Below are 25,716 nucleotides of genomic sequence, written 5' to 3' on the forward strand. Positions count from 1 at the left end.
AACCTCGTCCCCGGCAGAGGATCACGCCCTATCGCCTAGTCCGACTATTCGCCGCACACTGGCCGGAGGCAACCGTTTCGGCGAAGGGGGACGTTGTGATGCGGGACAGCCACCGGGGGGAGGCCGAACGGATCTTGGTCCGGGCGGTCGAGGAGGAGGTCCGCAGGTCCGGCGGCCGTACCGACGGCGTGGTCCTCCTGGGCCGCGCCCGCGCCGCCCTGGACACGATGGCCCAGAACGCGGCCGAGGAGTACGAGGCGTACACCCGCGCACTGGACGAGTCGGAGGCCGGCCGCCTCACCTTCGGCCAGCGCTACGCCAAGGAAGGCTCCGGAACTCCCCTGCTGGTCGCGGCCGTGGCCGCCGGCACGGCGGTCGTGGCCGACCTCTCCTTCGGCGTCGACGCCGGCACCGCCGTCAGCACCGGCGTGATCGTCGGCATCGCGAGCGCCGTGGCCACGGTCCTGAAGGTCACCGCCTCCCACCTCCCCGCGAACCACCACCACGCGGGCGCCCTCGGCCAGCCCGGCGGCCCCGAACAGCTGCGGCTGCAGTGGCTGACGGCGCTGGAGGTGCGCGGGATACGGCCGTTCCTGGACCAGCAGCGCGTACTCGCCGCGTCGACGGCGACCGCGACAGCGAAGAAGAAGGCGGTCCAGCTGCGCGGCGCCGACAAGAGCGCGGCGGCGCGGCGCCGCAATGTGCTGGAGCAGTCGTTCGCCCAACTCCCGGAGACGGACGACCGGTTCGCGGGGCGGCGGGCGGAGATGGGGAAGATCCGCCAGTGGGTGCAGGCGGCCCGCGCCGAGACCGAGACCCGGCCGACGGTCGTCGTGCTGCACGGCGTGCCCGGCTCCGGCCGTACCGCCCTCGCCGTCCGCGCGACGCACGAGCTTCGGGACTACTTCCGTGGCGCCTGCGTGGTCGACCTGCGCGCCGACAGCCCGGAGGAGACCCCGCTGTCCACGCGGGACGCGCTGATGCATCTGCTGAATCGTCTCGGCGCACCTCGCGACCAGCTCCTCTTCCGTGAGCGCACCTCCCAGGACCAGCAGGTCAAACGGCTGAGCGAGCTGTACCACCAGCATCTGACCGCCCTGCCGGTGACGATCGTCCTCGACGACGCCTCCGACCCCGAGCAGGTCCGCGTCCTCGTCCCCGAACGCTCCGACAGCCTCGTCCTGGTCACCGCCCGCACCCCGCTCGCCCTCCCCGCCGACCTGCCCGCCTGGGTCCACCAGCTCCCCGTCGAGTCCCTCGACGGCGACGGCGCGCACGAACTGCTGAGCACGGCGGCGCAGGACGGCGCGGTGCTCTCGGCGGGGGCGTCGGCCGGCCGGGCGCCCGCCGGGGCAGCGGCGGGCGCATCCGCGGGGGCAGCGGCCGTCACGCCCCCGGGGGCGTCGTCGCCCCCCTCGTACGACGCCGAATCCGTCGCTCGGATCCAGCAGTTGTGCGGCGGTCTGCCCCTCGCCTTACGCATCGCGGGCTCGTCCCTGGGGCCGCGTACGCCGGGCCAACTCGCCGCCGACCTCGGCGCGTACGGCCCGGTCGAGCCGATCGAACGCGCCCTCTGGCTGCGCTACACCGACCAGTCGGACCCGTCCCGCCGTCTGCTGCGCCGCCTGGCGCTGGCGGGCCGCGCGTCCCTGGGCGCGGCGGCCGCCGCCTCCCTCCTCGCCACGGACGAGACGGAGGCGACCCGCCACCTCACCGCGCTGGCCCGCGCCGGCCTGATCGACCATGTCCACGGCAACCGCTACCGCCTGCACGACCTGGTCCGCGCCTTCGCCCAGGCCCGCCTGCTCGACGAGGAGGAGCCGAGCGAGCGCACGGCCGCGCAGGAACGCCTGATCGTCACCTACGCGGACCTCGCCGACTCCGTCCTCCGCCTGGTCGACGGCAACATGTCGACCCGCTCGGACCGCTTCGGCCAGCACGGCTTCGTCTCCCTGGACGAGGCACTGCGCTGGCTGGACGACGAGACGAGCTTCATCACCTCCACGCTCCGGCACGCGGAGGGCGTGAACGAGGCGGCGGTCCTCAGCCTCCTCGGCGCCCTGTGCGACTACTGCCTCCTGCGCGGCGACCTCTACCGTCTCGGTGAGCTGAACGAGCTGGCCCAGTCGGTGGGCCAGGGCATGCTGACCCGCTCGGTCCAGTGGCGTACGGGTATCGCGGCCCGCCAGCTGGGCGAGCTGGACAAGGCCCGTACGACGCTGACGTCGGTGGTCGGCCTCTACAGGGAGACGAACCACGACGCGGGTGCCGCCCGTGCCCTGTGCTCCCTGGGCATCACCCTCCACCACCAGGGCAACCTGACCGAGGCGGCGGCGAAGCTCCTGGAGGCCCTCCAGCTCCAGTCGGTCCCCGAACTGGCGGCGGACCGCGCCTGGACGATGCACGCCCTGGCGGCGGTGGAACGCGACCGCGCCCACCTGGCCGACGCGCTGGACCTGCTGACCCGCGCCCTGGTCATCCACCGCCAGCAGGAGTCCCTGCACGGCGAGGGCTGGGCGTACTTCCAGCTCGGCCAGCTGCTGCTGCGCATGGGCGAGATCCCGCGCGCCGAGAGTGAGCTGCGGACCGCCCTGGACCTGTTCGGCCGCACCCGCGACGCCCGCGGCCAGGCCTGGTCCATGACCCAGCTCGCCCGTGCCCGCCTCGTCGCCGGCGATCCCTCCGCCGCCGTCGACGGCCTCCGCCAGGCCCTCTCCCACCACCGCGACAACGAGGACGCCCGCGGCGAGGCCTGGACCGGCTACTACCTGGGCCAGGCCCTGGAGGAGACGGGCAACCTCGACCAGGCGGTACGCGAGCTGGAACGCTCCCGCACGGCGTTCTCCCGCATGCGCGACGTCTACGGCCTGGCCTGCGCCCGCCACCACTCGGCCCGGGTCACCCGTGACCAACGTGCCGTCCAGACCGGCTCGCTCCGGAACTCCGGCTTCGCCCGCCAGCTCCTCGTCGACGCCCGCGCCGACTTCCAGCGCATCGGCGTGGCCCACGGCGAGGCCTGGACCTGCCTGGAGCTGGCCGTGGTGGACGCGGGCAACACCCGCACCCCACAGGCGCTGGCCCTGTGCGACGAGGCGGCGAGGCTGTTCACGTCGTACGGCGACCGCCGGGGCGAGGACTGGGCCCGCTTCCTGAGGTGCACGCTGCTGCCGTACGCGGCGCCCGGCGGAGTCGAGATCGGCACAGCCGTCGCCGAGGAGGAACTGGCCCACCTCTCCCGCACCGACCACCCCCTGCGCGACGAGAAACTCGCCGAATACGTCGAGGCGTATCAGCTGCTGCTGGAGCGGGGCGTGAACCTGGAGGGCGGCTGGCGCGCCTGGACCCTCGGAATGGTGCCGAACCGGCATGCGCGGGAGGTGATGGGGGTGCCGGTGACGGGCGGGCAGGGGTGAGCGGAGGTCTCGGTGGTCGACCTCCACCGTGGTCGACCTCCACCGTGACCGGTCTTCACCGTGACCGGTCTTCACCGTGACCGGTCTTCACCATGACCGGTCTTCACCATGACCGGTCTTCACCATGACCGGTCTTCACCATGACCGGTCTTCACCATGACCGGTCTTCACCATGACCGGTCTTCACCATGACCGATCCTCTACGGCGACCGCCGCTCACGGCGGCGCGGTATGACTCCGTGACACCTGACCGGTGTCACGGAGTCATACCGTCGAGCCATCGCGTCGGCGCTCAGCCCTTCGCCGGCGTCGTCTTCCCGCCCGCGTCCGTCGTCGTCTCCTCGACGGAGGCGTCCGGTGTCTCCGTGAAGTCGACCTTGCCCATGTGCTTGTTCATCGACTTCATCAGACCCCAGACGGCCAGGGCCATCACCGCGAAGACGATGAAGCCGAGGACGCCGGGGGTGACCTTGTCCTTGTCCAGCTCCTTGGCGAGAGGGACGAGGGGTCCGAGGTGCGTGCTGACTGCCAGGCTTACGCTCATGCCTGGCATTGTCCCCCAGGGCTAGCGGATGCCCGCAAAGAGGTCGTCCTCGGGGAGGGAGGTGTCCACGAGGGACTTCGCGAGCTCGTACTCCTCGGTGGGCCAGACCTCCTTCTGGATCTCCATCGGAACGCGGAACCAGCCGCCGTCGGGGTCGATCTGCGTGGCGTGGGCGATGAGAGCCTTGTCACGGATCTCGTAGAACTCGGCGCAGGGCACATGCGTGGTGAGGGTGCGGTCCCTTCCCATGCCGGACTCGTCCCAGCGCTTGAGCCAGTCGCCGTACGGGGACTCCAGGCCGCGCGCCAGCAGCGCGTTGTGCAGCGCCTCGGTGCGGGGGCGGTTGAAGCCCTGGTTGTAGTACAGCTTCTGCGGCTGGTACGCCGGGCCGTACTCGCCCTCGGGGTACTTCTCGGTGTCCGCCGCGCCCTCGAACGCCACCATGGAGATCTTGTGGGTCATGATGTGGTCGGGGTGCGGGTACCCGCCGTTCTCGTCGTAGGTGGTGATCACCTGGGGACGGAACGCGCGGATCTTCCTGACCAGCTCACCGGCCGCCTTGTCGATGTCCTCCAGGGCGAAGCAGCCGTCGGGAAGAGGCGGGAGGGGGTCGCCCTCCGGGAGGCCGGAGTCGACGAAGCCGAGCCACTCCTGCTCGACCCCGAGGATCTCTCGGGCCTCGTCCATCTCCTTCTTGCGTACCTCGTGAATGTGCTCCTCGATGTACTTGTCGCCTTGCAGCTTGGGATTGAGGATGGAGCCGCGCTCGCCGCCCGTGCAGGTCACAACCAGCACGTCCACCCCCTCGGACACATACTTCGCCATGGTGGCCGCACCCTTGCTCGACTCGTCGTCGGGGTGCGCGTGCACGGCCATCAGTCGCAGCTGGTCAGTCAAGACTCATTCCCTCGTAAGTCGGCGCCCGGCCTGTACTTCGGTGACTCGGTCCGGCGCGATCCGGAGAGTCCATACTGCCGTCCCGCCAGGACACCCGTGTGGGGCGGCCGTCAGGGGCTGGGCGGAGGCTTCTATAGTGACGGAATCGGGGGGCGGGATATTCCCGGTCCAGAGCCTGGACGCCCCTTCCGGGAGCAAGCTCCCGGTCCCTTTCCGAGAGGACGACCATGAGCACGGCGAGCACTCAGCTGCCCGAGGGCCGTTACGGCCGCTCCGCGGACGAGCGCGCCGACCGCAAGCTCAAGGTCATCGGCACCGTCCTGGGCGCCGCCCTCCTCGTCCTCATCGGCTGGTTCGCCTACCACTACGTCGCCGGAAACAAGATCAGCGTCGAGATCTACACCTTCGATACCTCGGCCTCCTCGGTGAAGGTGCACCTCAGGGGCGACAAGGACGCCGGTGTGGAGGGCTACTGCACCGTGCGCTCCCAGTCCGAGGACGGCGCCGAGGTCGGCCGCGCCGACTTCCGCTTCGACGCCGGCACCACGGACATCGACGAGGTCGTCACCCTCAGGACGACCGCGCGCGGCACCACGGCCGAACTGCTCGGCTGTCACGCCGGCTGAACCCCGGCCCCGAGGCGCCCGGGGGACCCCCGGCTCTCCGCATCACTGCGCTGACCTGCGGCGACGTAACGCTTATGCTTTATGTCCTCCCCCTTCCGCCGCTGAATTGTTAGGCTCGTGGTTTCGCCCACTCGTGAAGGAACATTCTTCTGGGTAGGGCGATGCTTTGTATTCCCAGTACCTACGAGGAGCACCTGTGACCCAGACCAGCGAGAACGTCACCTGGCTGACCCAGGAGGCGTACAACCAGCTCAAGGCCGAGCTGGAGTACCTGTCTGGTCCTGCGCGCACGGAGATCGCCGCCAAGATCGCGGCCGCGCGCGAGGAGGGCGACCTGCGCGAGAACGGCGGGTACCACGCGGCCAAGGAGGAGCAGGGCAAGCAGGAGCTCCGTGTGCGCCAGCTGACCCAGCTCCTGGAGAACGCCAAGGTCGGCGAGGCGCCGGCGTCGGCGGACGGCGCGGTGGCGCCGGGCATGGTCGTGACGATCGCCTTCGACGGTGACGAGGACGACACCCTGACGTTCCTGCTCGCTTCCCGCGAGTATGCGAGCTCCGATATCGAGACCTACTCCCCCCAGTCCCCCCTGGGCTCGGGCGTGACCGGCAAGAAGGTCGGTGAGGACGCCCAGTACGAGCTGCCGAACGGCAAGTTCGCCTCGGTGAAGATCCTCAAGGCCGTGCCCTATCAGAGCTGAGCCGCACGGCCGCACCCTTGTCTCGGCCCAGCCCCCGGCGCCCCTCGGCGCCGGGGGCTTCGTCATACCGCCGCCGAGCGGTACTTCCGCACGGACAGGGTCCGGAATATGACGATGATCAGGACCGAGTAGATCAGTGAGGCCCAGACCGGGTGCTGCATGGGCCAGGCGTCCGACGGCGACACCCCCGGGTTGCCGAACAGCACGCGGCAGGCCTGGACGGTGGCGCTGAACGGGTTCCAGTCGGCGACATGCCGCAGCCAGGGCGTCATACGGCTGGAGTCCACGAACGCGTTCGAGATGAACGTGACCGGGAAGAGCCAGATCAGCCCGCCTGAGGTGGCCGCCTCGGGGGTGCGCACGGAGAGGCCGATGAGGGCGCCGACCCAGGTGAACGCATAGCCGAGCAGGAGCAGCAGGCCGAAGGCGCCGAGGACCTCGCCGATGCTGGTGTGGGTGCGCCAGCCGACCAGAAGGGCGACCACGGCCAGCACGGCCAGGGTGAGCGCCGTCTGGACCAGGTCGGCGAGTGTTCGTCCGGTCAGCACGGCCCCGCGCGCCATGGGCAGCGAGCGGAAGCGGTCGATGAGCCCCTTGTGCATGTCGTCGGCGATGCCCGCTCCGGCGCCGGCGGTGGCGAAGGTGACGGTCTGCGCGAAGATGCCGGCCATCAGGAACTCGCGGTAGACGGCGGGGTCCGTGGTACCGCCGACGTTCATGGAGCCGCCGAACACGTAGCTGAACAGCACCACGAACATGACGGGTTGGATGAGCCCGAAGATCACCATTTCCGGGATCCGGGACATGCGGATCAGATTCCGCTTGGCGACGACCAGGGAGTCCCTGATGGACCGGATGATCGGATTGCCGGGCGGTGCGACCCGCACGGTGCCGCTGACGATGCTCACCTCGCGGTCTCCTTTCCGCGGCCCCGCCCCTTGGCGTCGGCAGCCTCGCCGTTCCCCTCGGCCTCGTCCTTCGCCTCGGCGATGTGTCCCGTCAGGGAGAGGAACACGTCGTCCAGGGTGGGGCGGCGCAGGCCGATGTCGTCGATCTCGATGCCGCGGGTGTCCAGCTCGCGGATGACCTCGGCGAGGAGCTTGGCGCCGCCGGCCACGGGCACGGTGAGCCGGCGGGTGTGCTCCTCGACGGTGGTCTCGCCCTTGCCGAAGCCGGTCAGCACCTCGACGGCGGTCGGAATGTGCGCGCGCTCGTGCACGACGACCTCGACGCGCTCGCCGCCTGTGCGGGCCTTGAGCTGGTCGGAGGTGCCGCGGGCGATGACGCGGCCGTGGTCGACCACGGCGATGTCGTGGGCGAGGTGGTCGGCCTCTTCGAGGTACTGGGTGGTGAGCAGCAGGGTCGTACCGCCGGAGACCAGCTGTTTGATGACCTCCCACAGCTGCTGGCGGTTGCGCGGATCGAGGCCGGTGGTCGGCTCGTCCATGAACATCACCGGCGGCGAGACCACCAGCGCGGCAGCGAGGTCGAGGCGGCGGCGCATACCGCCGGAGTAGGTCTTGGCGGGCCGGTCGGCGGCGTCGGCGAGATGGAACTGCTCCAGCAGCTCGCCCGCACGCACCTTCGCGTCCTTGGCCCGCATCTGGTAGAGCTGGCCGACCATCTGCAGGTTCTCACGGCCCGTCAGGTACTCGTCGACCGCGGCGAACTGGCCGGAGAGGCCGACCGAGCGGCGTACCGCGTCGGGGTCTTTCAGGACGTCGATGCCCGCGACGACGGCCTTGCCGGAGTCGGGCCGCAGCAGGGTGGTGAGGCATCGGACGGTGGTCGTCTTACCCGCGCCGTTCGGCCCGAGCAGACCCAGGACGGTGCCCTCGGGGACATCGAGGTCGACGCCGTCCAGGGCTTTTACGTCACCGAAGGTCTTCACCAGGCCTTCGGCATGGATGGCGCCTGGCATGTGATTTCTCCACGTCGTTGGGGTTCCTTCACAAAGCTTGGGTTTGTACTTTTCGCTCTGCCTGACGAGTGGCGTGGGCCACACCGCCGAGCGGATACGAGACACACCATAACGCGATGTATCGCGTCTCTCAATGGACTTACCCGAACGGGTGACAAGAGCCGCGCCGACCTCAGTCGATGACGGTGTAGCCCGCCTCGCGGAGGGCGTGGTTGACCTCGGCGCAGTGCTTCGGTCCCCTTGTCTCCAGGTGCAGTTCGACCTCCACCTCCGTGAGCCCGAGCCGGGGGTCCGTCCGCACATGGCTCACGTCGAGGACATTAGCGTCGACCACTGACAACACCCCGAGAAGCGTCGCGAGGGCGCCCGGGCGGTCGGTCAGGCGGAGACGAACCTGCAGGTAGCGGCCACCGGCGGCCATGCCGTGCCGCAGGATGCGCTGCATCAGCAGCGGGTCGACGTTGCCGCCGGAGAGCACCGCGACGACCGGGCCCTCGAAGGACTCCGGGTCGCGCAACAGGGCTGCGACGGGGCTGGCGCCGGCCGGCTCCACGACCAGCTTGGCCCGCTCCAGGCAGAGCAGCAGGGCGCTGGAGAGGTTGTACTCCGAGACCGTACGGACCTCGTCCACCAGGTCCGCGACGATCGCGAACGGCACGTCCCCGGGCCGGCCGACCTTGATGCCGTCGGCCATCGTCGCCGGGTTCGCCACGGCCACGGGCAGCCCGGCGGCGAGCGACGGCGGATACGCGGCCGCGCCCTCCGCCTGGACACCGATGACGCGCACATCGGGCCGCAGCGACTTCACCGCGACCGCGATGCCCGCCGCGAGCCCGCCCCCGCCGATGCCGACGACGATCGTGCGCACCTCGGGGCACTGCTCCAGGATCTCCAGGCCGACCGTGCCCTGACCTGCGATGATGTCGTGGTGGTCGAACGGGTGGATGAACACCGCGCCCGTCTCGTCCGCGTACTCCTGGGCGGCGGCCAGCGTCTCGTCGACCACCGTGCCGTGCAGGCGCACCTCGGCGCCGTACTCCTCGGTCGCGCTGATCTTCGGCAGGGGGGCGCCCTTCGGCATGAAGACCGTGGAGCGCACGCCGAGCAGCGAGGAGGCGAGGGCGACTCCCTGGGCGTGGTTGCCCGCGCTCGCGGCGACGACGCCGGCGGCACGCTCCTCGGGCAGCAGACCCGCTATACGGACATACGCGCCGCGCAGTTTGAACGAGCCCGTCCGCTGGAGGTTCTCGCACTTGAAGTGCACGGGCGCGCCGACGAGCTGCGTCAAATGCCTGCTGCCCTCCATGGCGGTGACACGTGAAATGCCCGTAAGCATCTTCTGCGCGCCTCGCACGTCGTCGAGCGTCACCCGCGGAAAGGAGTCAGCCGTGCTGTAGCTCATGACCACAGTCTCGCAGTTCACAGGGGCCGAACGCGGGTGTGACCAAGGGGCGGGACCTGGTTTCAGCGGGGCCCGCACACCTCACGCCCGGTCCGCGTACTCTGTCCCCCAACCCAGCGCCTCACGCATGAATTGAGCCTTTGGCCATGCCCACAACACCTGAAATGTCGATGGACATGACGACCGTCGGTGACCACGGTCTTCTCGACACGCTGCAGCACGAGGTCGCGGTGTTCGCACGCCGCGCCGAGCAGACCCGGCTCGGCGGCGTCGGGCAGGTGCGCAACTCCATGGACCGTGCCGCGTATCTGCTGCTCAACCGCCTCGACAAGGAAGGCCCGATGGGCGTCAAGGCGCTCGCGGCGAGCATGGGGATCGACTCCTCGACGGTCACCCGTCAGGTGGCGCCGCTCGTGGACACCGGTCTCGTCAAGCGCACCTCGCACCCGGAGGACGGCCGCGCGGTCGTGCTCCAGTTGTCGCCGCGCGGGCTCTCCCGGCTCGAGGAGGTACGTTCCTCCAGGCGCCAGTTGATGGCCGAGCTGACCCAGGACTGGGCCCCCGAGGAGCGCGAGGCCTTCTGCACCCTCCTCACCCGTTTCAACACCGAGCTCTCCGCCCGCATGGCGGCAGCCCCGGAGGCACCGTCGGCGTCCTGACCCTTGACCGGGCGCCCGCTCCTGGCCTCATATGAGACCGGGCCCTCGTCGTACATAGCGGACGAAGACGCGTCCGTACGCGACCGGGTCCCGTTTCCTCAGGGTCGGCCTCAGGCGGGAGGCGCGGTGCGAGAACGGCGTGTGGCCCAAGGAGCCCGCCGGGCCCGGGAGTTCGAGGCGTTCGTCGCGGGTGCGGCGGGGCGGCTGTCGCAGACCGCCACCCTGCTCACGGCGGAACCGCCGAACGACAACCCGCGCGCGCGGCGGCTGCTGACCCATGCCCTCGCCCACACGTACGCGACCTGGGACCGGCTGCGCGGCGAGGACCCCTACGACCGGGCCCGTCAGCAGCTGGCCCTCCGTTTCGCGCGCGGGGCCTGGCACCACCACGGCCTCTTCCGCCCCGCGCCCGGCGGCGTCCTGGGCATGCTCAGCCCCCAGGAGCGGCTGATCCTCGTCCTCAGGCTCTACGAGGGCGTCGCCGAGGAACAGACGGCGGCGCTCCTCGGGCTGCCCGTCGAACGTGTACGGGCGATCTGTCTGCGCGCGATGGCGACCGTCCTGCATCCCCCGCGCGAGGCCGCCCGCAGGGTGGCGGAGGTGGCGCCGTCATGAGTCTGCGGGAGCGCGAGGCGGCCGTACGGCGGATCCTGGACCGGACGCCGCCCCAGGTGCCGCCCGACCTGTGCGCGGCCGCGGTGCGGCGCGGCGGGCGCATGCTGCGGCGCCGGACGGCGGCCCGGCATCTGATGTGGCTGGTGCTGCTGGCCGCCGTGGTCGCGTTCTTCGTGTGGGCCCTGACGGCCCGCCCCTGGGTGGAGCCGCCGTCGCAGACGACCCCACCGCTGACGGTTTGGTGAGCGCCCGGGCAAGGGCCTAGCGGCGCCGGGGAAGTGGAGGTGCGTTCCCGCGTCGTTCGGTGCGTGCTCTCGGCGTGCCGGACGAAGGGCCTCGATGGGGGCACCTCCCACTCGAGCGAAGCCGAGAGTGGGGGAGGAGCTACTTGGGCCTTTGGCCGGTGCGGCGAGAGTGCGTGCCGGGCGGCGTGGGGGCGTGTCTCCACTTCCCCGGCGCCGCTTTAGCCCAGGGCCTGCTGGAGGTCCTCCAGGAGGTCGTCCACGTTCTCGATGCCCACGGAGAGGCGTACGAGGTCGGCGGGGACCTCCAGGGCGGAGCCGGCCGCGGAGGCGTGCGTCATACGTCCCGGGTGCTCGATCAGGGACTCGACGCCGCCCAGCGACTCGCCGAGGGTGAACACCTTGGCGCGGTCGCAGACCCCGACCGCCGCTTCTTCGCCGCCGGTGACCTGGAACGACACCATCCCGCCGAACGCCTTCATCTGCTTGGCGGCGACCTCGTGCCCGGGGTGCTCGGGCAGGCCCGGGTAGAGGACGCGGGACACGCGCGCGTGCCGGGTGAGCATGTCGGCGACCTTGGTGGCGTTCTCGCTGTGCCGGTCCATGCGGACGGCGAGCGTCTTGGTGCCGCGCAGCACCAGCCAGGCGTCGAACGGCCCGGCGACCGCGCCCATCGCGTTCTGGTGGTACGCCAGCTCCTCGCCCAGGTCCTGGTCGCCGACGATCAGGGCGCCGCCGACGACGTCCGAGTGACCGCCCATGTACTTGGTGAGCGAGTGCACGACGACGTCCGCGCCGAGCGCGAGCGGCTGCTGGAGGTAGGGGGTGGCGAAGGTGTTGTCGACGACCAGCTTCGCGCCGGCCTCACGGGCGACCTGGGCGACGGCCGCGATGTCGGTGATGCCGAGCAGTGGATTGGAGGGGGTCTCCACCCAGACGACCTTCGTCTTGGGGGTGATGGCGGCCCGGACGGCCGTGGGGTCGCTGGTGTCGGCGACGGACCAGTCCACGCCCCACCGGGAGACGACCTTCGCGAAGAGGCGGAACGTGCCGCCGTACGCGTCGTTGGGGATGACCACGTGGTCGCCGGGGCTGAGCAGCGTACGCAGCAGGCAGTCCTCGGCGGCCAGCCCGGACGCGAACGCGAGGCCTCGGCGGCCGCCCTCCAGGGCGGCGAGGTTCTCCTCCAGCGCGGTGCGGGTGGGGTTGGCGCTGCGGCTGTACTCGTAGCCGCCGCGCAGGCCTCCTACGCCGTCCTGCTTGTAGGTCGAGACCTGGTAGATCGGCGGGACGACAGCCCCGGTGAGGGGATCCGCGGTGTTGCCCGCGTGGATGGCGAGGGTCTCGAAGTGTTGGCTGGTGTGCGTGTCGCTCATGGTTGTCGAGCGTAAGCGGTTCGGGGCGTGCCGGGCGCCTTGTGGCTCCACCGAGTGCCGGGGCGCCTTACGGCTCGGGGGGATCTGTGAGGGGGCGGCTGCGGGTTGGCTGTGGCTGGTCGCGCCCACGCGGCGGAGCCTCATATCGATACAGCCCCGCGCCCCTTTCGGCGCTGCAGTCCCCGGAGTTGTCCACAGGGCCTCCACCGGGTTGGGCAATTGTCGGCGGCGTCTGGAACCCTTGTGGCATGGAGATTCTCTGGGTCCTGATGGCGATGCTCATGGTCGGGTTCGTGGTGTGGCCGATCGTGGCGCGTCGGCGGGCCGGTATTCAGCAGGTGGAGGCAGGGCATCCGGACGCGGCGGACCCGGCGAACTACGGGTTCGTGCGGCAGGAGCTGCTGGACGTACGGATGCCGGGGCCGGACCAGGATCTGCTGGACGTGCTGGACGTGGTGCAGCGCTCGCAGGACTACCGGGCGGCGAAGCAGCTGCTGGCCGGTACGGACGCGGACGGCGAGGTCCGGTGGCAGCGGGTGCAGGCGTTCGCGGGCGCGGCGGCGCTGGAGCTGGCGCAGCGGCCCGGCGGGGTGGGCGAGACGCCGGGCGGGCAGTGGCTGCGGGTGTGGCGCGCGGAGGCGCCCAAGGACCCGGGCGGCGCGGCGGTGCACGCCGAGTTCCTGGTGCAGCAGGCGTGGCGGACGTCGACGCCGGGCACGGACGACTTCCGGATCATCATGGAGGAGGCCAGGTCGGCGTGCGGCGACGCGGCGCTGCTGGCCCCCGGTGACCCGATCCCGTACGTCATCGAGCTGTCGGTGGCACGCGGGCTGGCGTACTCCCGCGAGGAGTTCGAGCAGCTCTGGCTGAAGATCCTGGACCGGGCCCCGGCGCACATGGGCGCGCATCTCGCGGCCCTGCACTACTGGTGCGAGAAGTGGCACGGCTCGCGGGACCTGGCGTCGTCCTTCGCCGAGGCGGCCGCGGCCCGCGCCCCGCAGGGCTCGCTCCTCGCGGCCATGCCGCTCTTCGCGGTGTTCGAGCACCTGCCCGAGGTGAACCTGGTGCAGGGCTTCTACGAGAGCGAGGTCGTCACCAAGGCGATCCACGGCGCCCTCTTCGCGGTGCACGCGGCACGTCCCGACGACCCGATGCTGGCCCATGTCCGCCACCTGCTGATCTTCTTCCTGGTCCGTGCCGAGCGCTGGTCCGAGGCCATGAACCAGCTCGTCCACGTCGACGGCCACGTAGGCGCCCTCCCCTGGACCCTCACCTCCGACCCGGCCGCGGACTACGCGATATACCGGGCGTTGGCGGTGGCGGGTTATGAGGCGAACGGGGGAAACCCGGCGACGCTGCTGCACTGAAGCGCCCGGTAAGGGGCGCGGGGCCGTGACATATGCGGCTCCGCCGCGGGGCGCGACAAGCCACCACGGACCGGCAGCCACCACGGACCGGCAGCCGCCACACCCACCCATGCCCCCACCCCATTGGGCGACCCAGTCCCCCGGTAAGCCCTTGCAACCCCCCACACCCGTGAGAAATACTCCGCCTCTCACACCTTTTGGTCATGGACACGTCCCAGACCGCCCAATTTCACCGCTTAAATGATCGTTCGCGATCTTTCCCGTGGGGGGAACTCTGCCCAATGGGCGCGACCCTGCGCGCACTGCGCGCCCTCGTGCTGCTCGCCGGCTTCTATCTGCTCGGCGTGATCCTGCTCGCGGCGCTCGCCGGCGCCGACTACCTGCTCCACCTGCACGCCCCGACCAGCCTGGCGGCCAAGCTGTACGTGGTCTCCGTACTGCTGGCGATCCCGCTGGTCCGCGGTCTGTTCATGCTGCGGACGCCGAAGGGCGAGGAACTGCCGGGCCTGCCGGTGACGGAGGCCGACGAGCCCGAACTGTGGCGGACCGTACGGGAGCTGGCCGACGAGGTCGGCACCCGGGCGCCGTCCCGGATCGTCCTGACGGCCGACGTCAACGCCGCCGTCAGCGAGGACGCCCGGCTGCTCGGCCTGCTGGCCGGCCCGCGCCGCCTCTACCTCGGCGTACCGCTGCTGCAGGGCCTGACCGAGGCGCAGTTGCGCGCGGTTCTCGCCCATGAGCTGGGCCACTACTCGAACGCCGACACCCGGCTCGCCGCGATCACCGTGCGCGGCCGGGCGCAGGTGCTGCGCACCATCCGGCACTTCGAGGAGCGGGCCGACAGGACCGCCGGGCGCGAGCGGGCGCGGCAGGAGAAGAAGAACGCCAAGGCCGCGGCCAAGGGCAAGGAGACCAAGGAGATCGACACCGGGCACGCGGGCATCACGTACCGCGTGATGGCGAAGATCTACATCGGCTACGCCAAGCTGTACATCCGCGCCACGCTCTCCGGATCGCGCCGCCAGGAGTACGCCGCCGACGCGGCGGCCGCCCGGATCGCCGGGCGGGAGGCGACCTCGTCCGCGCTGCGCGAGATACCGGCGCTGGACGCCGCGTTCGGCTTCTACATGAACAGCTACGCCACGCTCGGCGCCGAGGCGCGGCTGTTGCCGCCGCGCGGTGAGTTCTTCGGCGGCTACGGTCGGATGCTCTCCGCCCGCCAGCTCGAACTGATCGGCCTGCGCACCGAGTTGCCCACCGTGCCCTCGTCGCCGTACGACTCGCATCCGCCCATCGCCGACCGGGTCCGGCGCATCGAGGAGCTGCCCGCCGACGGCCGGGCGGACGAGGCCAAGGGCGCGGCGATCGGACTGCTGGCCGACCCGGACCGGACCCTGGAGGCGTTGGAGGACGCGGTCCTCAACGAGGACGTGCTGCGGTTCCGGCGCACCGGCGACTGGCAGGAGCTGCTCGACGGTGCGATGGCCGCGAACTTCGCCGGCCTCGACACCGCGCTGCACCGGGCGCTGGCGATGTACACCAAGGACCACCCGTCCCTGCCCGCGCTGCTCAAGGTGATCGACGACGGTCAGCTGTGGCAGCTGGCGCGGCGGCTGCCGCTGTCGGACCGGGCGGCCGAGGCGCAGGGCCGGGCCTTCCGCGAGTTCGTCCGGCCCGCGCTGGCGGACGCGCTGCAGGGCATGGTGCTGGCCGAGCTGAGCGCCCGCTCCCGGCTGCGCTGGGAGTTCTCCTGGTCGGAGCCGGCCTCGGTGCGGCTGCCGCCCGCGCCGGACGGCTCGGAGACCGACCTCGGCGCCGCGATCGACGCGGCGGTCGCCGACCACCCCGACACCGGGCCGCTGCGCGCGCTGCTGCCCGCTCCCCAAGGACCCGCCGCCCGAGAAACGGACGCACCGCGATGACCGTACTGCTGTGGATACTGGCCGTCCTGGCGGTGCCGACGCTGCTCTTCGGCCTCTGGATGGCCTGGGTCTTCCTCAAGGAGTTCTTCTCCCCCAGCGCCGATGAAGGCACGGACATCGCCGAGGCGATGGGGCTGCTGCCCGCGGAACGGCAGAACACCCAGCTCGCGGGCCCGCTCCCGGCCGGCCTGGAGTCGGCGCTCGCCGCCGTGCGCGGCGGCGACTGGAAGGCGGCCGCCAAGCTGATGCAGGACACCGGCCGGGACTGGGAGCGTCGCTCCTCGGCCGCGTATCTGCTGGCCGAGATCGCGGCCAAGGAGGACGACTGGCTGCTCGCCTGGGAGTCGGACCGGCCCGACGACCCGGACGCGGCCGTCGTCCGGGCCCGCAGCACGGTGATCCTGGCCTGGGACCTGCGCGGGGCGAAGCTGGCGAAGCACACGACCGGTGAGCAGTTCGGGGGCTTCCACCGCATGCTGGAACGTTCCCGCGAGGAGATCGGCCGGGCGGCGGCACTCAACCCCGACGACCCCACGCCGTACATCACCGAGATCTGGGTCGCGCTCGGGCTCGGCTATCCGCACTCCGAGATGGACCGGCTGTGGGCGGAGATCACCGCCCGGGACCCGCACCACTACGAGGCCCACTTCTCGGCGTTGCAGTACTGGTGTGCGAAATGGCGGGGCTCGGAGAAGCTGGCGACGGAGTTCGCCGAGCGCGCGGCGGCGCAGGCACCGCTGGGCAGCCTGCTCACGGTCCTGCCGCTCATCGCGCACTTCGAGCACGACACGTCGGACGACAACAGCGTCGACCGTACGCCGAGGATGATCGGCCGCGTGGACGCCGGTCTCGCCGACGCCGCCGCGGCCGATCCGACCCACCCGCGCCTCCCCGAGCTGCGGCACCTCCTCGCGTACTACCTCTCCCTCCAGGACCGCGACGACGCCGCGCTGGAACAGTTCAAGCTGGTCGACGGGTACGTCGACGCCCTGCCGTGGCGCTATCAGGGCGACGGCGAAGCGATGGCGGCGTTCTACTGCCGTATCCGGAACTCGTCGGCACAGGCGGTGGCGGCGGCGTCCCCGACAGACTGAGCCGGCGGGGTCGCCCTACGGAATGTTGGGCGGTACCTGGAACGTTCTCCAGGTACCGCCCACTCGTTTCGGGCGCCCCAAGCACCCACAGCAGTAGGAGTCCCCATGCTCTTCGGCCGCACGCCCCAGCTGCCCACCCCCGAGCAGGCTCTGCGTGGCCGCGCCGAGCTGCCCTTCACCGTGCCCGACCGCCACACCGTGCTCGGCACCCCGCTCCTCGGCCCCTACCCCGAGCACCTGGAGACCGCCGACTTCGGCCTGGGCTGCTTCTGGGGCGCCGAGCGGAAGTTCTGGCAGCTCCCGGCGGGTGTGTGGACCACCCTCGTCGGCTACCAGGGCGGCTTCACGGAGAACCCCACCTACGAAGAGGTCTGCTCCGGCCTGACCGGCCACACCGAGGCCGTCCGCGTCGTGTACGACCCCGCCCTCATCTCCTACGAGCGACTCCTCCAGGTCTTCTGGGAGTCCCACAACCCCACGCAGGGCTTCCGCCAGGGCAACGACGTCGGCACCCAGTACCGCTCCGCCGTCTACACCCACACCCCGGCCCAGGCCGCGACCGCCGAAGGCTCCCGCGAGGCCTACCAGAAGGTGCTCACCGACGCCGGCCACGGCGAGATCACCACGGAGATCCTCCCGGCGGAGGGCCGCACCTTCTACCCCGCCGAGGGCTACCACCAGCAGTACCTGGACAAGAACCCGGCGGGTTACTGCGGCATCGGCGGCACGGGGGTGTCCTGCCCGATCGGCGTGGCCAAGGCCGAAGGCTGACATCACCGGGCGGGCCTCGGAACGGCACTCCTGCCCGCTCGGCTGCGCCGCGACCCACATGTGTCGTGCACATCCCCGCTTCGCCCACATGTGTCGTGCACATCCCCGCTTCGTCGGAGGGCGAACCGGCTTCAGCGCCCGCCTCCCTCCGGCTCGAACCCCGCCAGCAGCTGTTCCAGCGCCTCCTGGTCCGGCCCCATGAAAGGTGGGGCGTCCGGGGCGAAGGTGAGGGTGTCCAGGAGGGAGCCGCTGATGCCGGCGGCCGGGGGGAGGTGGGTGGAGAGGACCAGGTCGGGCTTGCGGTCCTTCAGGGGCTGGAAGGTCGCCAGGTACTTCTCCATGTCGACCGTCTTCACCCAGGGGCTGTCCACCGTGGCCCAGAGGAGCTGGGCGGTGCGCAGGTCCTCGATGGCGACGTCGCGGACGTCGTCGGCCTGGGCGAGTTCGGCCGTGGGAAGGGGTGCGCCGAAGCAGTCGGAGCTGAAGCAGACGCCGGAGTGGTCGTCGAAGAAACCGACGGTGGCGGGGTTGTCGAACAGGGGCGGGCGGAAGCCGGTGAGGGTGCGGTCGCCTATGTCCATCGTCTCGCCGGGGTTGAGGAGATAGCAGCGGTCGAGGGGCAGTGGGCGTTCGCAGGACAGGATCCCCGCGCCGATGAAGGTCGTCACGACGCGCGCGTCGGGTGCCGCCGCCAGCAGGTCGAAGATGCCGCCCGTGTGGTCGCGGTCGGGGTGGGTGAGCCAGATCCAGCGCACGTCCGCCGGGTCCAGCACCGTGCCGAGCGTCTCGAGGAAGTTCCGGTCGGGCAGGCCCAGGCCGCTGTCGACCACGACCGGCTGGTCGGCCAGCAGGACGAAGGCGTTGACCGGGATGTGTCCGATCCCGGGGACCTCCAGGCTGTCGGCCAGCACGCTGATGTCCGGGCGAAGCCTGTGGACCGTGCCCGGTCGGACCTTTTGAAGGGGCATGTCGATCACATCTCTGAAGCCCCCCGGGTGGTGATCGTGCCGCGGCCGCCTGTCTCTCCCTCCTCCATCGTCCGGCCGTACCGGCGGCCCCGCATCCGGGCAGCCCATGGCCCGAGCGCGTGCCCCGAGCCCCCTGCCCCGGGCCCACGACCCGAGGGATAACGTCTCGGCATGTGCGTTTCCCTCGCTCCCGCCGAGTTCTCCGGCACGACCCTGTACTGCGGGCGGCTGCACCACGCCGACCACGGGCTGATCCATGTCCTCGGCTACCAGAACACCGCAACGAACCTCGCCGACGGCCCGAACGCCATGCTGCTGCACCTGCCGGCACAGCGCATGAGCCGTCGCCACTTCCTTTCCGTGGGGCGGAGTTCCGATCTGCTGAAGCGGATGGTGGACGCCGTACGACCGGTGTCCGCGGGGGTGGTCCAGGACTCGATGGACTGGATGGGAGGGGACCCCCCGCCGGCCGTCGAGGTGTTCGAGCACGATGTGTACACCGTCGTCCTCGCCCGGGATCCGCGCGCCGTACCGGCGGCGCTCACCGAGGTGCCGGAGCGCCAACGGCCCGCGCTCGACCCGGAGTTGTTCACGTTCTACGCCGAGCGCTACCCCGGCCACGCCATCGCCGTCTGCTGCTTCGACAACGCGCAGGCGGCGCAGGCGAAACCGCTGCTCATGTGGTACCCGCCGCTCGACCCCGAACTGCTCACCCTGCCCGCGCTCGACTGCCACACCGGGGGCGTGCCCGACCTCGACTCCCCCGTCCCCGTGGATCATTGGGTGATCCTCGGCAGCGACGAGGCCCCGGCCGACTGGGGCGCGCCGGTCGCGTACGACCCCGCCATGCGTCACGGTCTGCGCGACTACCTCCCCGGCACGGTCATCGGGTGGCACTTCGACGGCACCCTCCCCAACGGCGACTTCGCGATCAGCCACGACGACCTGCTGAGCGGGGACCCGGAGCGTGTGACCAGGGTCCGGCCCCAGCTGTAGCGCGCGCTCAGGCCCCGCTCCCGTACGGCCTGGTGATGATCTCCAGGTTGTGGCCGTTCGGGTCGTCGAAGTACGTGCCGCGGCCGCCGTCGTTGGTGTTGATCTCCATGGTCCGACGGTGGAAGGGGTCGGCCCAGTAGGTGAGGCCGGCCTGCTTGATGCGGGCGAAGATCTCGTCGAACTCGTCCTCCGTGACCAGGAAGGCGTAGTGCTGGGGCGTGATGGGGTCGGGCGAGTCCATGTAGTCGAGGGTCACCCCGTTGGGGATCTCGACGGGGATGAACGGGCCGAACGGCGGGCTCACCTCCAGCCCCAGGATGTCGGCCAGGAACCGGGCCGAGCTCTGCTTGTCGTGAGCGGCGACGATCGTGTGGTTCAGCGCGACGGACATCGCGATCTCCTCCCCGTACGTCCGTGTCGTTTCCCCGTACGTCCGTGTGTTTTTCCACGCTACTCGGGCCCCGAACGTCCCCCCACCGAAACGAAGGTTAAGGTAAGCCTTACCTAAGCAAATGATCGGAGTAGCGGTGCGTACGTGGGGTTCGAAGGCCGTGCTGGCCGTGGTCGTGGTCGGTGGGCTCGTCGCCGGGTGTTCCTCCGGCGGCGGTACGGCGGAGAGCGGCGGCTCCTCCGACGGGTCGCGCAGCCCGGTCCTGGGCGCCTCGGCGGGGCCGTCCGCCGCGCCGAGCGAGCTTGCGGAGGGGATGGGCTCGGACGAGGACACGGACGGGGCGTTCCCGCGGAGCGTCACGCACTTCCAGGGCACGACCGAGATCAAGAGCGAGCCGCAGCGGATCGCGGTGCTCAGCACCGGGCAGCTGGACGACCTGCTGTCGCTGGGCCTCGTCCCCACGGCCGCCACGCGCGGCGACAACGCGGGGCTCGTGCCGGACTACCTCGCGGACGCCTTCCCCAAGGAGAAGTCGAAGCTCGCGGACCTGACGGACGCCGGTACGCGGCAGGCGCCCAACCTGGAGTCGCTGGCCACGGCAGAGCCCGACCTGATCCTCGCCAACGACTCGCTCGGTGACCTCTACCCCAAGCTGTCGAAGATCGCACCCACCGTCATCACCGCCGGCAACGGTGTCAACTGGAAGCGCGACCTGCTGCTCGTCGGCGACGCCGTCGGCAAGGGGCAGCAGGCGCGGCAGCTCCTCGACGACATCGTCGGCGAGGCGGAGGAGAAGGGCGCGGGCCTCGGCGAGGGCACCGAGGTCTCGATGGTGCGGTTCACCCCGGACCGTACGCGGATGTTCGGCGTCTCCTCCTTCACCGGCTCCCTCGCCGTCGACATGGGGCTCGGCCGGCCGAAGTCGCAGCGGTTCAACGCCATCTCGGAGGACATCGGCGCGGAGAGCGTCGACACCGCCGACGGCGACTGGATCTTCTACTCCGTGCAGGGCGACCCCGCCGAGACCGACGCCGCGAGCGTGCTCGCCGGGCCCCTGTGGAAGTCGATGAAGGCCGTCGAGGCAGGACACGCCGTCGAGGTCGACGACGACCCCTGGTACCTCAACGCCGGCCCGACCGCCGCCCGCCTCGTCATCGAGCAGCTCGCCGAGAACATCGGCAGGTGAGCGGTACGAGCGCGGGGGCGGCGGCCGAGGCTTCGAAGGGCGCCCGGGCAGAGGCGGTGAAAGCGGCCGAGGCCGATGTGAAGTCCGTCGGCCGGCGGGGTGGCGGGGTCCGTATCGGCCTGCTGATCCTCGCTCTGCTCCTCACCGGGACCGCAGTCGCCCTCAGCCTCGCCGTGGGGACGCGTCCGGTGCCGTTGGCGACCGTCGTCGATGCCCTCCTGCACGGCGGGGATGCGCCGGACGCCCTGGTCGTACGGTCGCTCCGGGTCCCTCGTACCGCCGTCGGACTGGCGGCGGGGGCCGCGCTCGGGCTGTCGGGCGCGGCGTTGCAGGCGGTCACCCGCAACCCGCTCGCCGACCCGGGCATCCTCGGCCTGAGCCAGGGCGCGGCGGCGGGTGTCGTCCTCGCCATCGCCCTCGGGCTCGGACACGGCTTCGCGGGGTACGTCTGGTACGCGTTCGGCGGTGCCGTCGTCGCCGCGTGCGTGGTGTACGCGATCGCGGCGCGTGGGCGGGGCGGGGCCTCGCCGGTGAAGCTGGCGCTGGCGGGGACGGCGTTCGGGGCGATGACGGCGGGGGCCAACACCGTGGTGCTGACGTCGAGTTCGGCGACGCTGGACCAGTTCCGGTTCTGGCAGGTGGGGGCGCTCAGCGGGCGGGACGCGGGGACGGTCGGGCGGATGCTGCCGTTCCTGGCGGTGGGCGCGGTGCTGGTGTTCCTGTGCGCCCGAGGGCTGGACGCGCTCGCCCTCGGCGACGACACGGCCCGCGCGCTGGGGCACCGGGTGCCTCTCGTACGGGCCGCCGCGGCGCTCGGCGCGACCCTGCTGACCGCGGCCGCCGTCGCCGCCGCGGGTCCCATCGCCTTCGTCGGCCTCGCCGTTCCTCACCTCGCCCGCCGCCTCGTCTCCGGCGGCCACCGCTGGACCCTCCCCCTCTCGGCCCTCCTCGGCGCCGCGCTCCTCCTCGCCGCCGACGTCGCGGGCCGGGTGGTGCGGGCCCCGGCGGAGATACCGGCCGGCGTGATGACCGCGCTGGTCGGGGTGCCGGTGCTGGTGGTGCTCGTACGGCGGAGGAGGGTGAGCGGGTGATGAGGGCAGGGACACGGACACCGTCGGGGGTGGGTGCGGGGCGGGGTTCTGAGGCCGGGCCTGTCCCCCACTCCGCCCGCCGCCCCACCATGTCCTATCCGCACTCCGCCGGCCTCTCCGCCCTCCGTGGCCGGAACCACTCGGTTCTCCTCCATCGCCGCTCAGCCGTGGTCGCCGCGCTTCTGCTTCCCCTCCTCGCCGCGCTGATGCTGCTGTCGGCGTGTGTCGGGCAGACGTTCGTGTCGCCCGGGGAGGTGTGGGAGGTGGTGTCGGGGGGCCGGTCGGGGCCGTACGCGCTCATCGTCGGGGAGTTGCGGGTGCCACGGATCGCTCTCGGGGCGTTGGTGGGGGCGGCGCTCGGGGTGTCGGGGGCGCTCGTGCAGACCGTGACGCGGAATCCGCTGGCGAGCCCGGATGTGATCGGCGTCGGGCACGGGGCCGCGGCGGCGACGGTGCTGGCGCTGTCCATGGGGATGGCGGCCTCGCCCGCCGCGCTGCCGGCGGTCTCCGTGGCGGGCGGGCTGGTGGCCGCCGCGCTCGTGTATGTGCTGGCCTGGCGGCACGGGATGCAGCCGAGCCGGTTCGTGCTGACCGGGGTGGGCATCGGGGTCGCGCTGTCAGCGGTCGTGCAGCTCTATCTGACCGAGAGCGAGCTGGCCGCCGCCGAGCAGGTCAAGCTGTGGCTGACCGGGAGTCTGAACGGGCGGGGGTGGGAGCAGGCGGGTCCGCTCGGTGTGGTGCTTCTGCTCGCCCTGCCCGCGCTCGTCTGGGCGGGCCGGGTGCAGAAGCCGCTGGGGCTGGACCCCGACACGGCTGCGGCGCTCGGTGTACGGGTGCATCGGGTGCAGTTGGTGCTCACGGCGCTGGGGGTGGTGCTCGCCGCCGTCGCCACGGGGGCGGGCGGGCCGATCGGGTTCGTGGCGCTGACCAGCCCGCAGTTGGCGCGGCGCCTCACCCGTACGACCCAACTGCCGCTGATCTCCTCGGCCTTGACCGGGGCGGTCGTCATCGTCACCGCCGACCTCGTGGCCCGCACGCTGGTGCCCCCACTGGAGATCCCGGTGGGGGCACTGACGTCGCTGGTCGGGGGGCCGTACTTGCTGTGGCTGCTGGGCCGGGCGCGGGGCGGGCGCACCGGCTGACTCCTCGCCCCCGCCGCCCCTTCCCATTCCCATCCCCAGGGGCTGCGCCCCTTCGCCCCCCAACCGCGGGTCCGTCGTGGTTGCTCGCGCAGTTCCCCGCGCCCCTTCAGGGGCGCGGGGAACTGCGCGACAAGCCCCCACCCACCCGCACCCGACAACGAACCCCTCGGGGTCGAAGGGGCAGCGCCCCTGGGGGATGGGACGGGTAGGGGCGGCGGGGGCGAAGAAAGCCCCCGGTCGTCAGATCGTGGCCGTGTCGATCACGAACCGGTAGCGGACGTCGCTCGCCAGCACCCGCTCGTACGCCTCGTTGATCTGGTCCGCGCGGATCAGCTCGATCTCGGCGCCGAGGCCGTGCTCGGCGCAGAAGTCGAGCATTTCCTGGGTCTCCTGGATGCCGCCGATACCGGAACCCGCGAGGGTCTTGCGGCCCATGATGACCGAGAAGAGGTTGAGGGCGACGGGCTCCTCGGGCGCGCCGACGTTCACGAAGGCGCCGTCGGTCTTCAGCAGGGACAGGTACGCGTCGAGGCTCAGCGGAGCCGAGACCGTCGACACGATGAGGTCGAACGTGCCGGCGAGCTCCTTGAAGGTGGCCTCGTCGCTGGTCGCGTAGTAGTGGTCGGCGCCCAGCTTCAGCCCGTCGTCCCTCTTGCGGAGGGACTGCGACAGCACGGTCACCTCGGCACCGAGCGCGTGCGCGATCTTGACGCCCATGTGGCCGAGGCCGCCGAGACCGACGACGGCGACCTTCTTGCCGGGGCCGGCGTTCCAGTGCTTGAGCGGGGAGTACAGGGTGATGCCGGCGCACAGCAGGGGCGCGGCCTCGTCGAGGGAGATGCCGTCGGGGATGCGCACGGTGAAGGCCTCGTCGACGACGATCTTCTCCGAGTAGCCGCCGTAGGTCGGCTCGCCGTCCTTGCCGACGGCGTTGTACGTGCCGACGTTGCCCTTGAGGCAGTACTGCTCCAGGCCCGCCTGGCAGTTCTCGCACTCGCGGCAGGAGTCGACCATGCAGCCGACACCGACCTTGTCGCCGACGGCGAACTTGGTGACGCCGGAGCCGACGGCCTCGACGACACCGGCGATCTCGTGGCCCGGGACCATCGGGAAGATCGCCTCGCCCCAGCCCTCGCGGGCCTGGTGGATGTCCGAGTGACAGATACCGGCGTACTTGATGTCGATCAGAACGTCGAACTCACCGACTTCGCGGCGCTCGATGGTGGTGCGCTCCAGCGGAGCCTTGGCGGCGGGTGCCGCGTAGGCGGCAACAGAGGTGGTCATGCCGGGATTCTCCTGATCGTCGTCCCGCACCCGGCCTGCCTTCCGGCCGGCTGCGGATACCAGCCTGCCCCAGATCCCTCACGTCACCCAGGTCACGGCTTTGCGTACGTCCGCTGGTCCTACCACTGGCGGGGTCAGGCTCGCAGACGTACGACCGTGAATACTTACCCGTATGGACGAACAGCCCGAAGCAGTACAGGAACCGCGAGCCGACGGGGCCACGGGAGCCGCCGGTGGCGTCGGCGCCCTGGACCGGCGTGCCGAGCTCAGCGAGTTCCTGCGCTCCCGGCGGGCCCGGCTGAAGCCGGAGGACGTGGGGCTGCCGGCCTTCGGGCGGCACCGGCGGGTGCCCGGGCTGCGCCGGGAGGAGCTGGCCCAGCTCGCGGGTGTGTCGGTGGCGTACTACACGCGGCTGGAGCAGGGCAACGGGCGCAATGTGTCGGCGGAGGTGCTCGACGCCATCGCGCGCGCCCTTCAGCTGAACGACGCCGAGCACGCGCACCTCACGCACCTCGCCAAGCCGAAGGCGCACAAGAAGAAGCGGTCGGCCCGTCCGCAGCAGGTACGCGGTGCGCTGCGGCAGCTGGTCGACACGCTGGACGGCATTCCCGCGTACGTCACGGGCCGGCGTTCGGACATCCTCGTCTGGAACCGGATGGCGGCGGCGGTCTTCGGCGACTGGTCGGCGCTGCCCGCGCAGGAGCGGAACTGGGCGCGGATGGTGTTCCTGCGGCCCGACTACCGTGATCTGTACGTCGACTGGGATCAGAAGGCGGCCGACATGGTCAGCTATCTGCGGATGGACGCGGGCTGCCATCCGGACGATCCGCTGCTGTCGGCGCTGGTGGGCGAGTTGTCGGTGAAGAGCGAGGAGTTCCGGCGGCTGTGGGCGACGCACGACGTGAAGGAGAAGAGCCACGGGGTGAAGCGCATGCGCCACCCCCTGGTCGGTGATCTCACTCTCTCCTTCGAGACGTTCCACCTCCCCGACGACCACGAGCAGACCCTGATCACCTACCACGCCGAACCGGGCTCCCCCTCGGCCGACGCCCTCCGCCTGCTGGCCAGCTGGGGCACGGACGCGACCCGGGCCCCGGCGACGACGCCGTAGC

General features: G+C 71.3%; 24 protein-coding genes. 15 read left to right on the plus strand and 9 right to left on the minus strand.

The genetic code is table 11. The annotated features are described in order from the left end of the window. The first annotated feature begins 98 nt into the window (after positions 1–98). Positions 99–3,413 (plus strand): tetratricopeptide repeat protein, encoded by a 3,315-nt coding sequence (locus tag JIX56_RS15825; RefSeq protein ID WP_257541228.1) that lies wholly within the window; start codon positions 99–101, stop codon positions 3,411–3,413. Between the two features lie 292 nt (positions 3,414–3,705). Here JIX56_RS15825 and JIX56_RS15830 read toward each other — a convergent pair whose 3' ends face one another. Together JIX56_RS15830 and mca are read right to left on the minus strand one after the other, a co-directional pair. Continuing rightward, the gene (locus tag JIX56_RS15830) at positions 3,706–3,957 is read right to left on the minus strand and encodes a hypothetical protein (protein WP_257541230.1); all 252 of its coding nucleotides are present in this window, start codon (positions 3,955–3,957) and stop codon (positions 3,706–3,708) included. Positions 3,958–3,978: 21 nt separating this feature from the next. Next, complete coding sequence (gene mca, locus JIX56_RS15835; protein ID WP_257550895.1) at positions 3,979–4,833, minus strand: mycothiol conjugate amidase Mca; 855 nt, start codon at positions 4,831–4,833, stop codon at positions 3,979–3,981. Positions 4,834–5,081: 248 nt separating this feature from the next. Between mca and JIX56_RS15840 the strand changes: the two genes are divergently transcribed. Both JIX56_RS15840 and greA read left to right on the plus strand, forming a co-directional pair. Next, a complete protein-coding gene (locus tag JIX56_RS15840; RefSeq protein ID WP_257541232.1) occupies positions 5,082–5,480 on the plus strand; it encodes a DUF4307 domain-containing protein in 399 nt (132 codons plus the stop codon). A 196-nt stretch (positions 5,481–5,676) separates the two neighbouring features. After that, positions 5,677–6,177, plus strand: coding sequence for a transcription elongation factor GreA (gene greA / locus JIX56_RS15845; RefSeq protein ID WP_257541234.1), 501 nt, complete (start codon positions 5,677–5,679; stop codon positions 6,175–6,177). Between the two features lie 62 nt (positions 6,178–6,239). Here the strand turns inward: greA and JIX56_RS15850 are convergent, their stop codons facing one another. From JIX56_RS15850 to ilvA, 3 genes are all read right to left on the minus strand, one after another. Further along, positions 6,240–7,085 (minus strand): ABC transporter permease, encoded by an 846-nt coding sequence (locus JIX56_RS15850; RefSeq protein ID WP_257541236.1) that lies wholly within the window; start codon positions 7,083–7,085, stop codon positions 6,240–6,242. Beyond that, positions 7,082–8,098, minus strand: a complete 1,017-nt coding sequence (locus tag JIX56_RS15855; RefSeq protein ID WP_257541238.1) for an ATP-binding cassette domain-containing protein — start codon at positions 8,096–8,098, stop codon at positions 7,082–7,084. The genes JIX56_RS15850 and JIX56_RS15855 overlap by 4 nt, the downstream gene beginning before the upstream one ends. A gap of 172 nt (positions 8,099–8,270) precedes the next feature. Continuing rightward, the gene (ilvA, locus tag JIX56_RS15860; RefSeq protein WP_257541240.1) at positions 8,271–9,500 is read right to left on the minus strand and encodes a threonine ammonia-lyase; all 1,230 of its coding nucleotides are present in this window, start codon (positions 9,498–9,500) and stop codon (positions 8,271–8,273) included. A gap of 164 nt (positions 9,501–9,664) precedes the next feature. Here ilvA and JIX56_RS15865 point away from each other — a divergent pair, with 164 nt between their 5' ends. The 3 genes from JIX56_RS15865 to JIX56_RS15875 all read left to right on the plus strand — a co-directional run bounded on the left by JIX56_RS15865 (position 9,665) and on the right by JIX56_RS15875 (position 11,019). Then, on the plus strand, positions 9,665–10,159 hold the full coding sequence (locus tag JIX56_RS15865; protein WP_257550897.1) for a MarR family winged helix-turn-helix transcriptional regulator: 495 nt from the start codon (positions 9,665–9,667) through the stop codon (positions 10,157–10,159). A 126-nt stretch (positions 10,160–10,285) separates the two neighbouring features. Then, positions 10,286–10,774: a sigma factor-like helix-turn-helix DNA-binding protein gene (locus JIX56_RS15870; protein ID WP_257541242.1), complete on the plus strand. Its 489-nt coding sequence runs from the start codon at positions 10,286–10,288 to the stop codon at positions 10,772–10,774. After that, entirely contained in the window at positions 10,771–11,019 is a 249-nt protein-coding gene (locus JIX56_RS15875; protein ID WP_257541244.1) for a hypothetical protein, read from the plus strand. Before JIX56_RS15870 ends, JIX56_RS15875 begins: the two co-directional genes overlap by 4 nt. A gap of 218 nt (positions 11,020–11,237) precedes the next feature. Here the strand turns inward: JIX56_RS15875 and JIX56_RS15880 are convergent, their stop codons facing one another. Continuing rightward, positions 11,238–12,392, minus strand: coding sequence for a cystathionine gamma-synthase (locus JIX56_RS15880; protein WP_257541245.1), 1,155 nt, complete (start codon positions 12,390–12,392; stop codon positions 11,238–11,240). Between the two features lie 248 nt (positions 12,393–12,640). On the opposite strand from JIX56_RS15880, the gene JIX56_RS15885 reads away from it, so the two are divergent. From JIX56_RS15885 to msrA, 4 genes are all read left to right on the plus strand, one after another. Continuing rightward, positions 12,641–13,759: a hypothetical protein gene (locus JIX56_RS15885; RefSeq protein ID WP_257541247.1), complete on the plus strand. Its 1,119-nt coding sequence runs from the start codon at positions 12,641–12,643 to the stop codon at positions 13,757–13,759. A gap of 281 nt (positions 13,760–14,040) precedes the next feature. Next, positions 14,041–15,681, plus strand: a complete 1,641-nt coding sequence (locus tag JIX56_RS15890; RefSeq protein ID WP_257541249.1) for a M48 family metallopeptidase — start codon at positions 14,041–14,043, stop codon at positions 15,679–15,681. After that, the gene (locus JIX56_RS15895) at positions 15,678–16,775 is read left to right on the plus strand and encodes a hypothetical protein (protein WP_257541251.1); all 1,098 of its coding nucleotides are present in this window, start codon (positions 15,678–15,680) and stop codon (positions 16,773–16,775) included. Before JIX56_RS15890 ends, JIX56_RS15895 begins: the two co-directional genes overlap by 4 nt. A 105-nt stretch (positions 16,776–16,880) precedes the next feature. Then, positions 16,881–17,546 (plus strand): peptide-methionine (S)-S-oxide reductase MsrA, encoded by a 666-nt coding sequence (msrA, locus tag JIX56_RS15900; protein WP_257541253.1) that lies wholly within the window; start codon positions 16,881–16,883, stop codon positions 17,544–17,546. A gap of 131 nt (positions 17,547–17,677) precedes the next feature. Here the strand turns inward: msrA and JIX56_RS15905 are convergent, their stop codons facing one another. After that, positions 17,678–18,514: an MBL fold metallo-hydrolase gene (locus JIX56_RS15905; protein WP_257541255.1), complete on the minus strand. Its 837-nt coding sequence runs from the start codon at positions 18,512–18,514 to the stop codon at positions 17,678–17,680. A gap of 171 nt (positions 18,515–18,685) precedes the next feature. Between JIX56_RS15905 and JIX56_RS15910 the strand changes: the two genes are divergently transcribed. Next, complete coding sequence (locus JIX56_RS15910; RefSeq protein WP_257541257.1) at positions 18,686–19,510, plus strand: hypothetical protein; 825 nt, start codon at positions 18,686–18,688, stop codon at positions 19,508–19,510. 7 nt (positions 19,511–19,517) lie between these two features. On the opposite strand, the gene JIX56_RS15915 is transcribed toward JIX56_RS15910, so the two are convergent. Continuing rightward, positions 19,518–19,901, minus strand: a complete 384-nt coding sequence (locus JIX56_RS15915) for a VOC family protein (RefSeq protein ID WP_257541259.1) — start codon at positions 19,899–19,901, stop codon at positions 19,518–19,520. A 121-nt stretch (positions 19,902–20,022) separates the two neighbouring features. On the opposite strand from JIX56_RS15915, the gene JIX56_RS15920 reads away from it, so the two are divergent. The 3 genes from JIX56_RS15920 (at position 20,023) to JIX56_RS15930 (ending at position 23,320) form a co-directional block, all read left to right on the plus strand. Next, entirely contained in the window at positions 20,023–21,087 is a 1,065-nt protein-coding gene (locus JIX56_RS15920; protein ID WP_257541261.1) for an ABC transporter substrate-binding protein, read from the plus strand. A 113-nt stretch (positions 21,088–21,200) separates the two neighbouring features. Continuing rightward, a complete protein-coding gene (locus JIX56_RS15925) occupies positions 21,201–22,178 on the plus strand; it encodes a FecCD family ABC transporter permease (RefSeq protein ID WP_257550899.1) in 978 nt (325 codons plus the stop codon). An 89-nt stretch (positions 22,179–22,267) separates the two neighbouring features. Further along, positions 22,268–23,320 carry a FecCD family ABC transporter permease gene (locus tag JIX56_RS15930; RefSeq protein ID WP_257541263.1) on the plus strand — a complete coding sequence of 351 codons (1,053 nt, stop codon included), beginning with the start codon at positions 22,268–22,270 and terminating at the stop codon, positions 23,318–23,320. Between the two features lie 240 nt (positions 23,321–23,560). Here JIX56_RS15930 and JIX56_RS15935 read toward each other — a convergent pair whose 3' ends face one another. Further along, positions 23,561–24,604 carry an NAD(P)-dependent alcohol dehydrogenase gene (locus JIX56_RS15935; protein ID WP_257541265.1) on the minus strand — a complete coding sequence of 348 codons (1,044 nt, stop codon included), beginning with the start codon at positions 24,602–24,604 and terminating at the stop codon, positions 23,561–23,563. 172 nt (positions 24,605–24,776) lie between these two features. Between JIX56_RS15935 and JIX56_RS15940 the strand changes: the two genes are divergently transcribed. After that, positions 24,777–25,715, plus strand: coding sequence for a helix-turn-helix domain-containing protein (locus JIX56_RS15940; RefSeq protein WP_257541267.1), 939 nt, complete (start codon positions 24,777–24,779; stop codon positions 25,713–25,715). Position 25,716: the final 1 nt, after the last annotated feature.

The sequence above is a fragment of the Streptomyces sp. CA-210063 genome, from assembly GCF_024612015.1.
Lineage (GTDB): Bacteria > Actinomycetota > Actinomycetes > Streptomycetales > Streptomycetaceae > Streptomyces.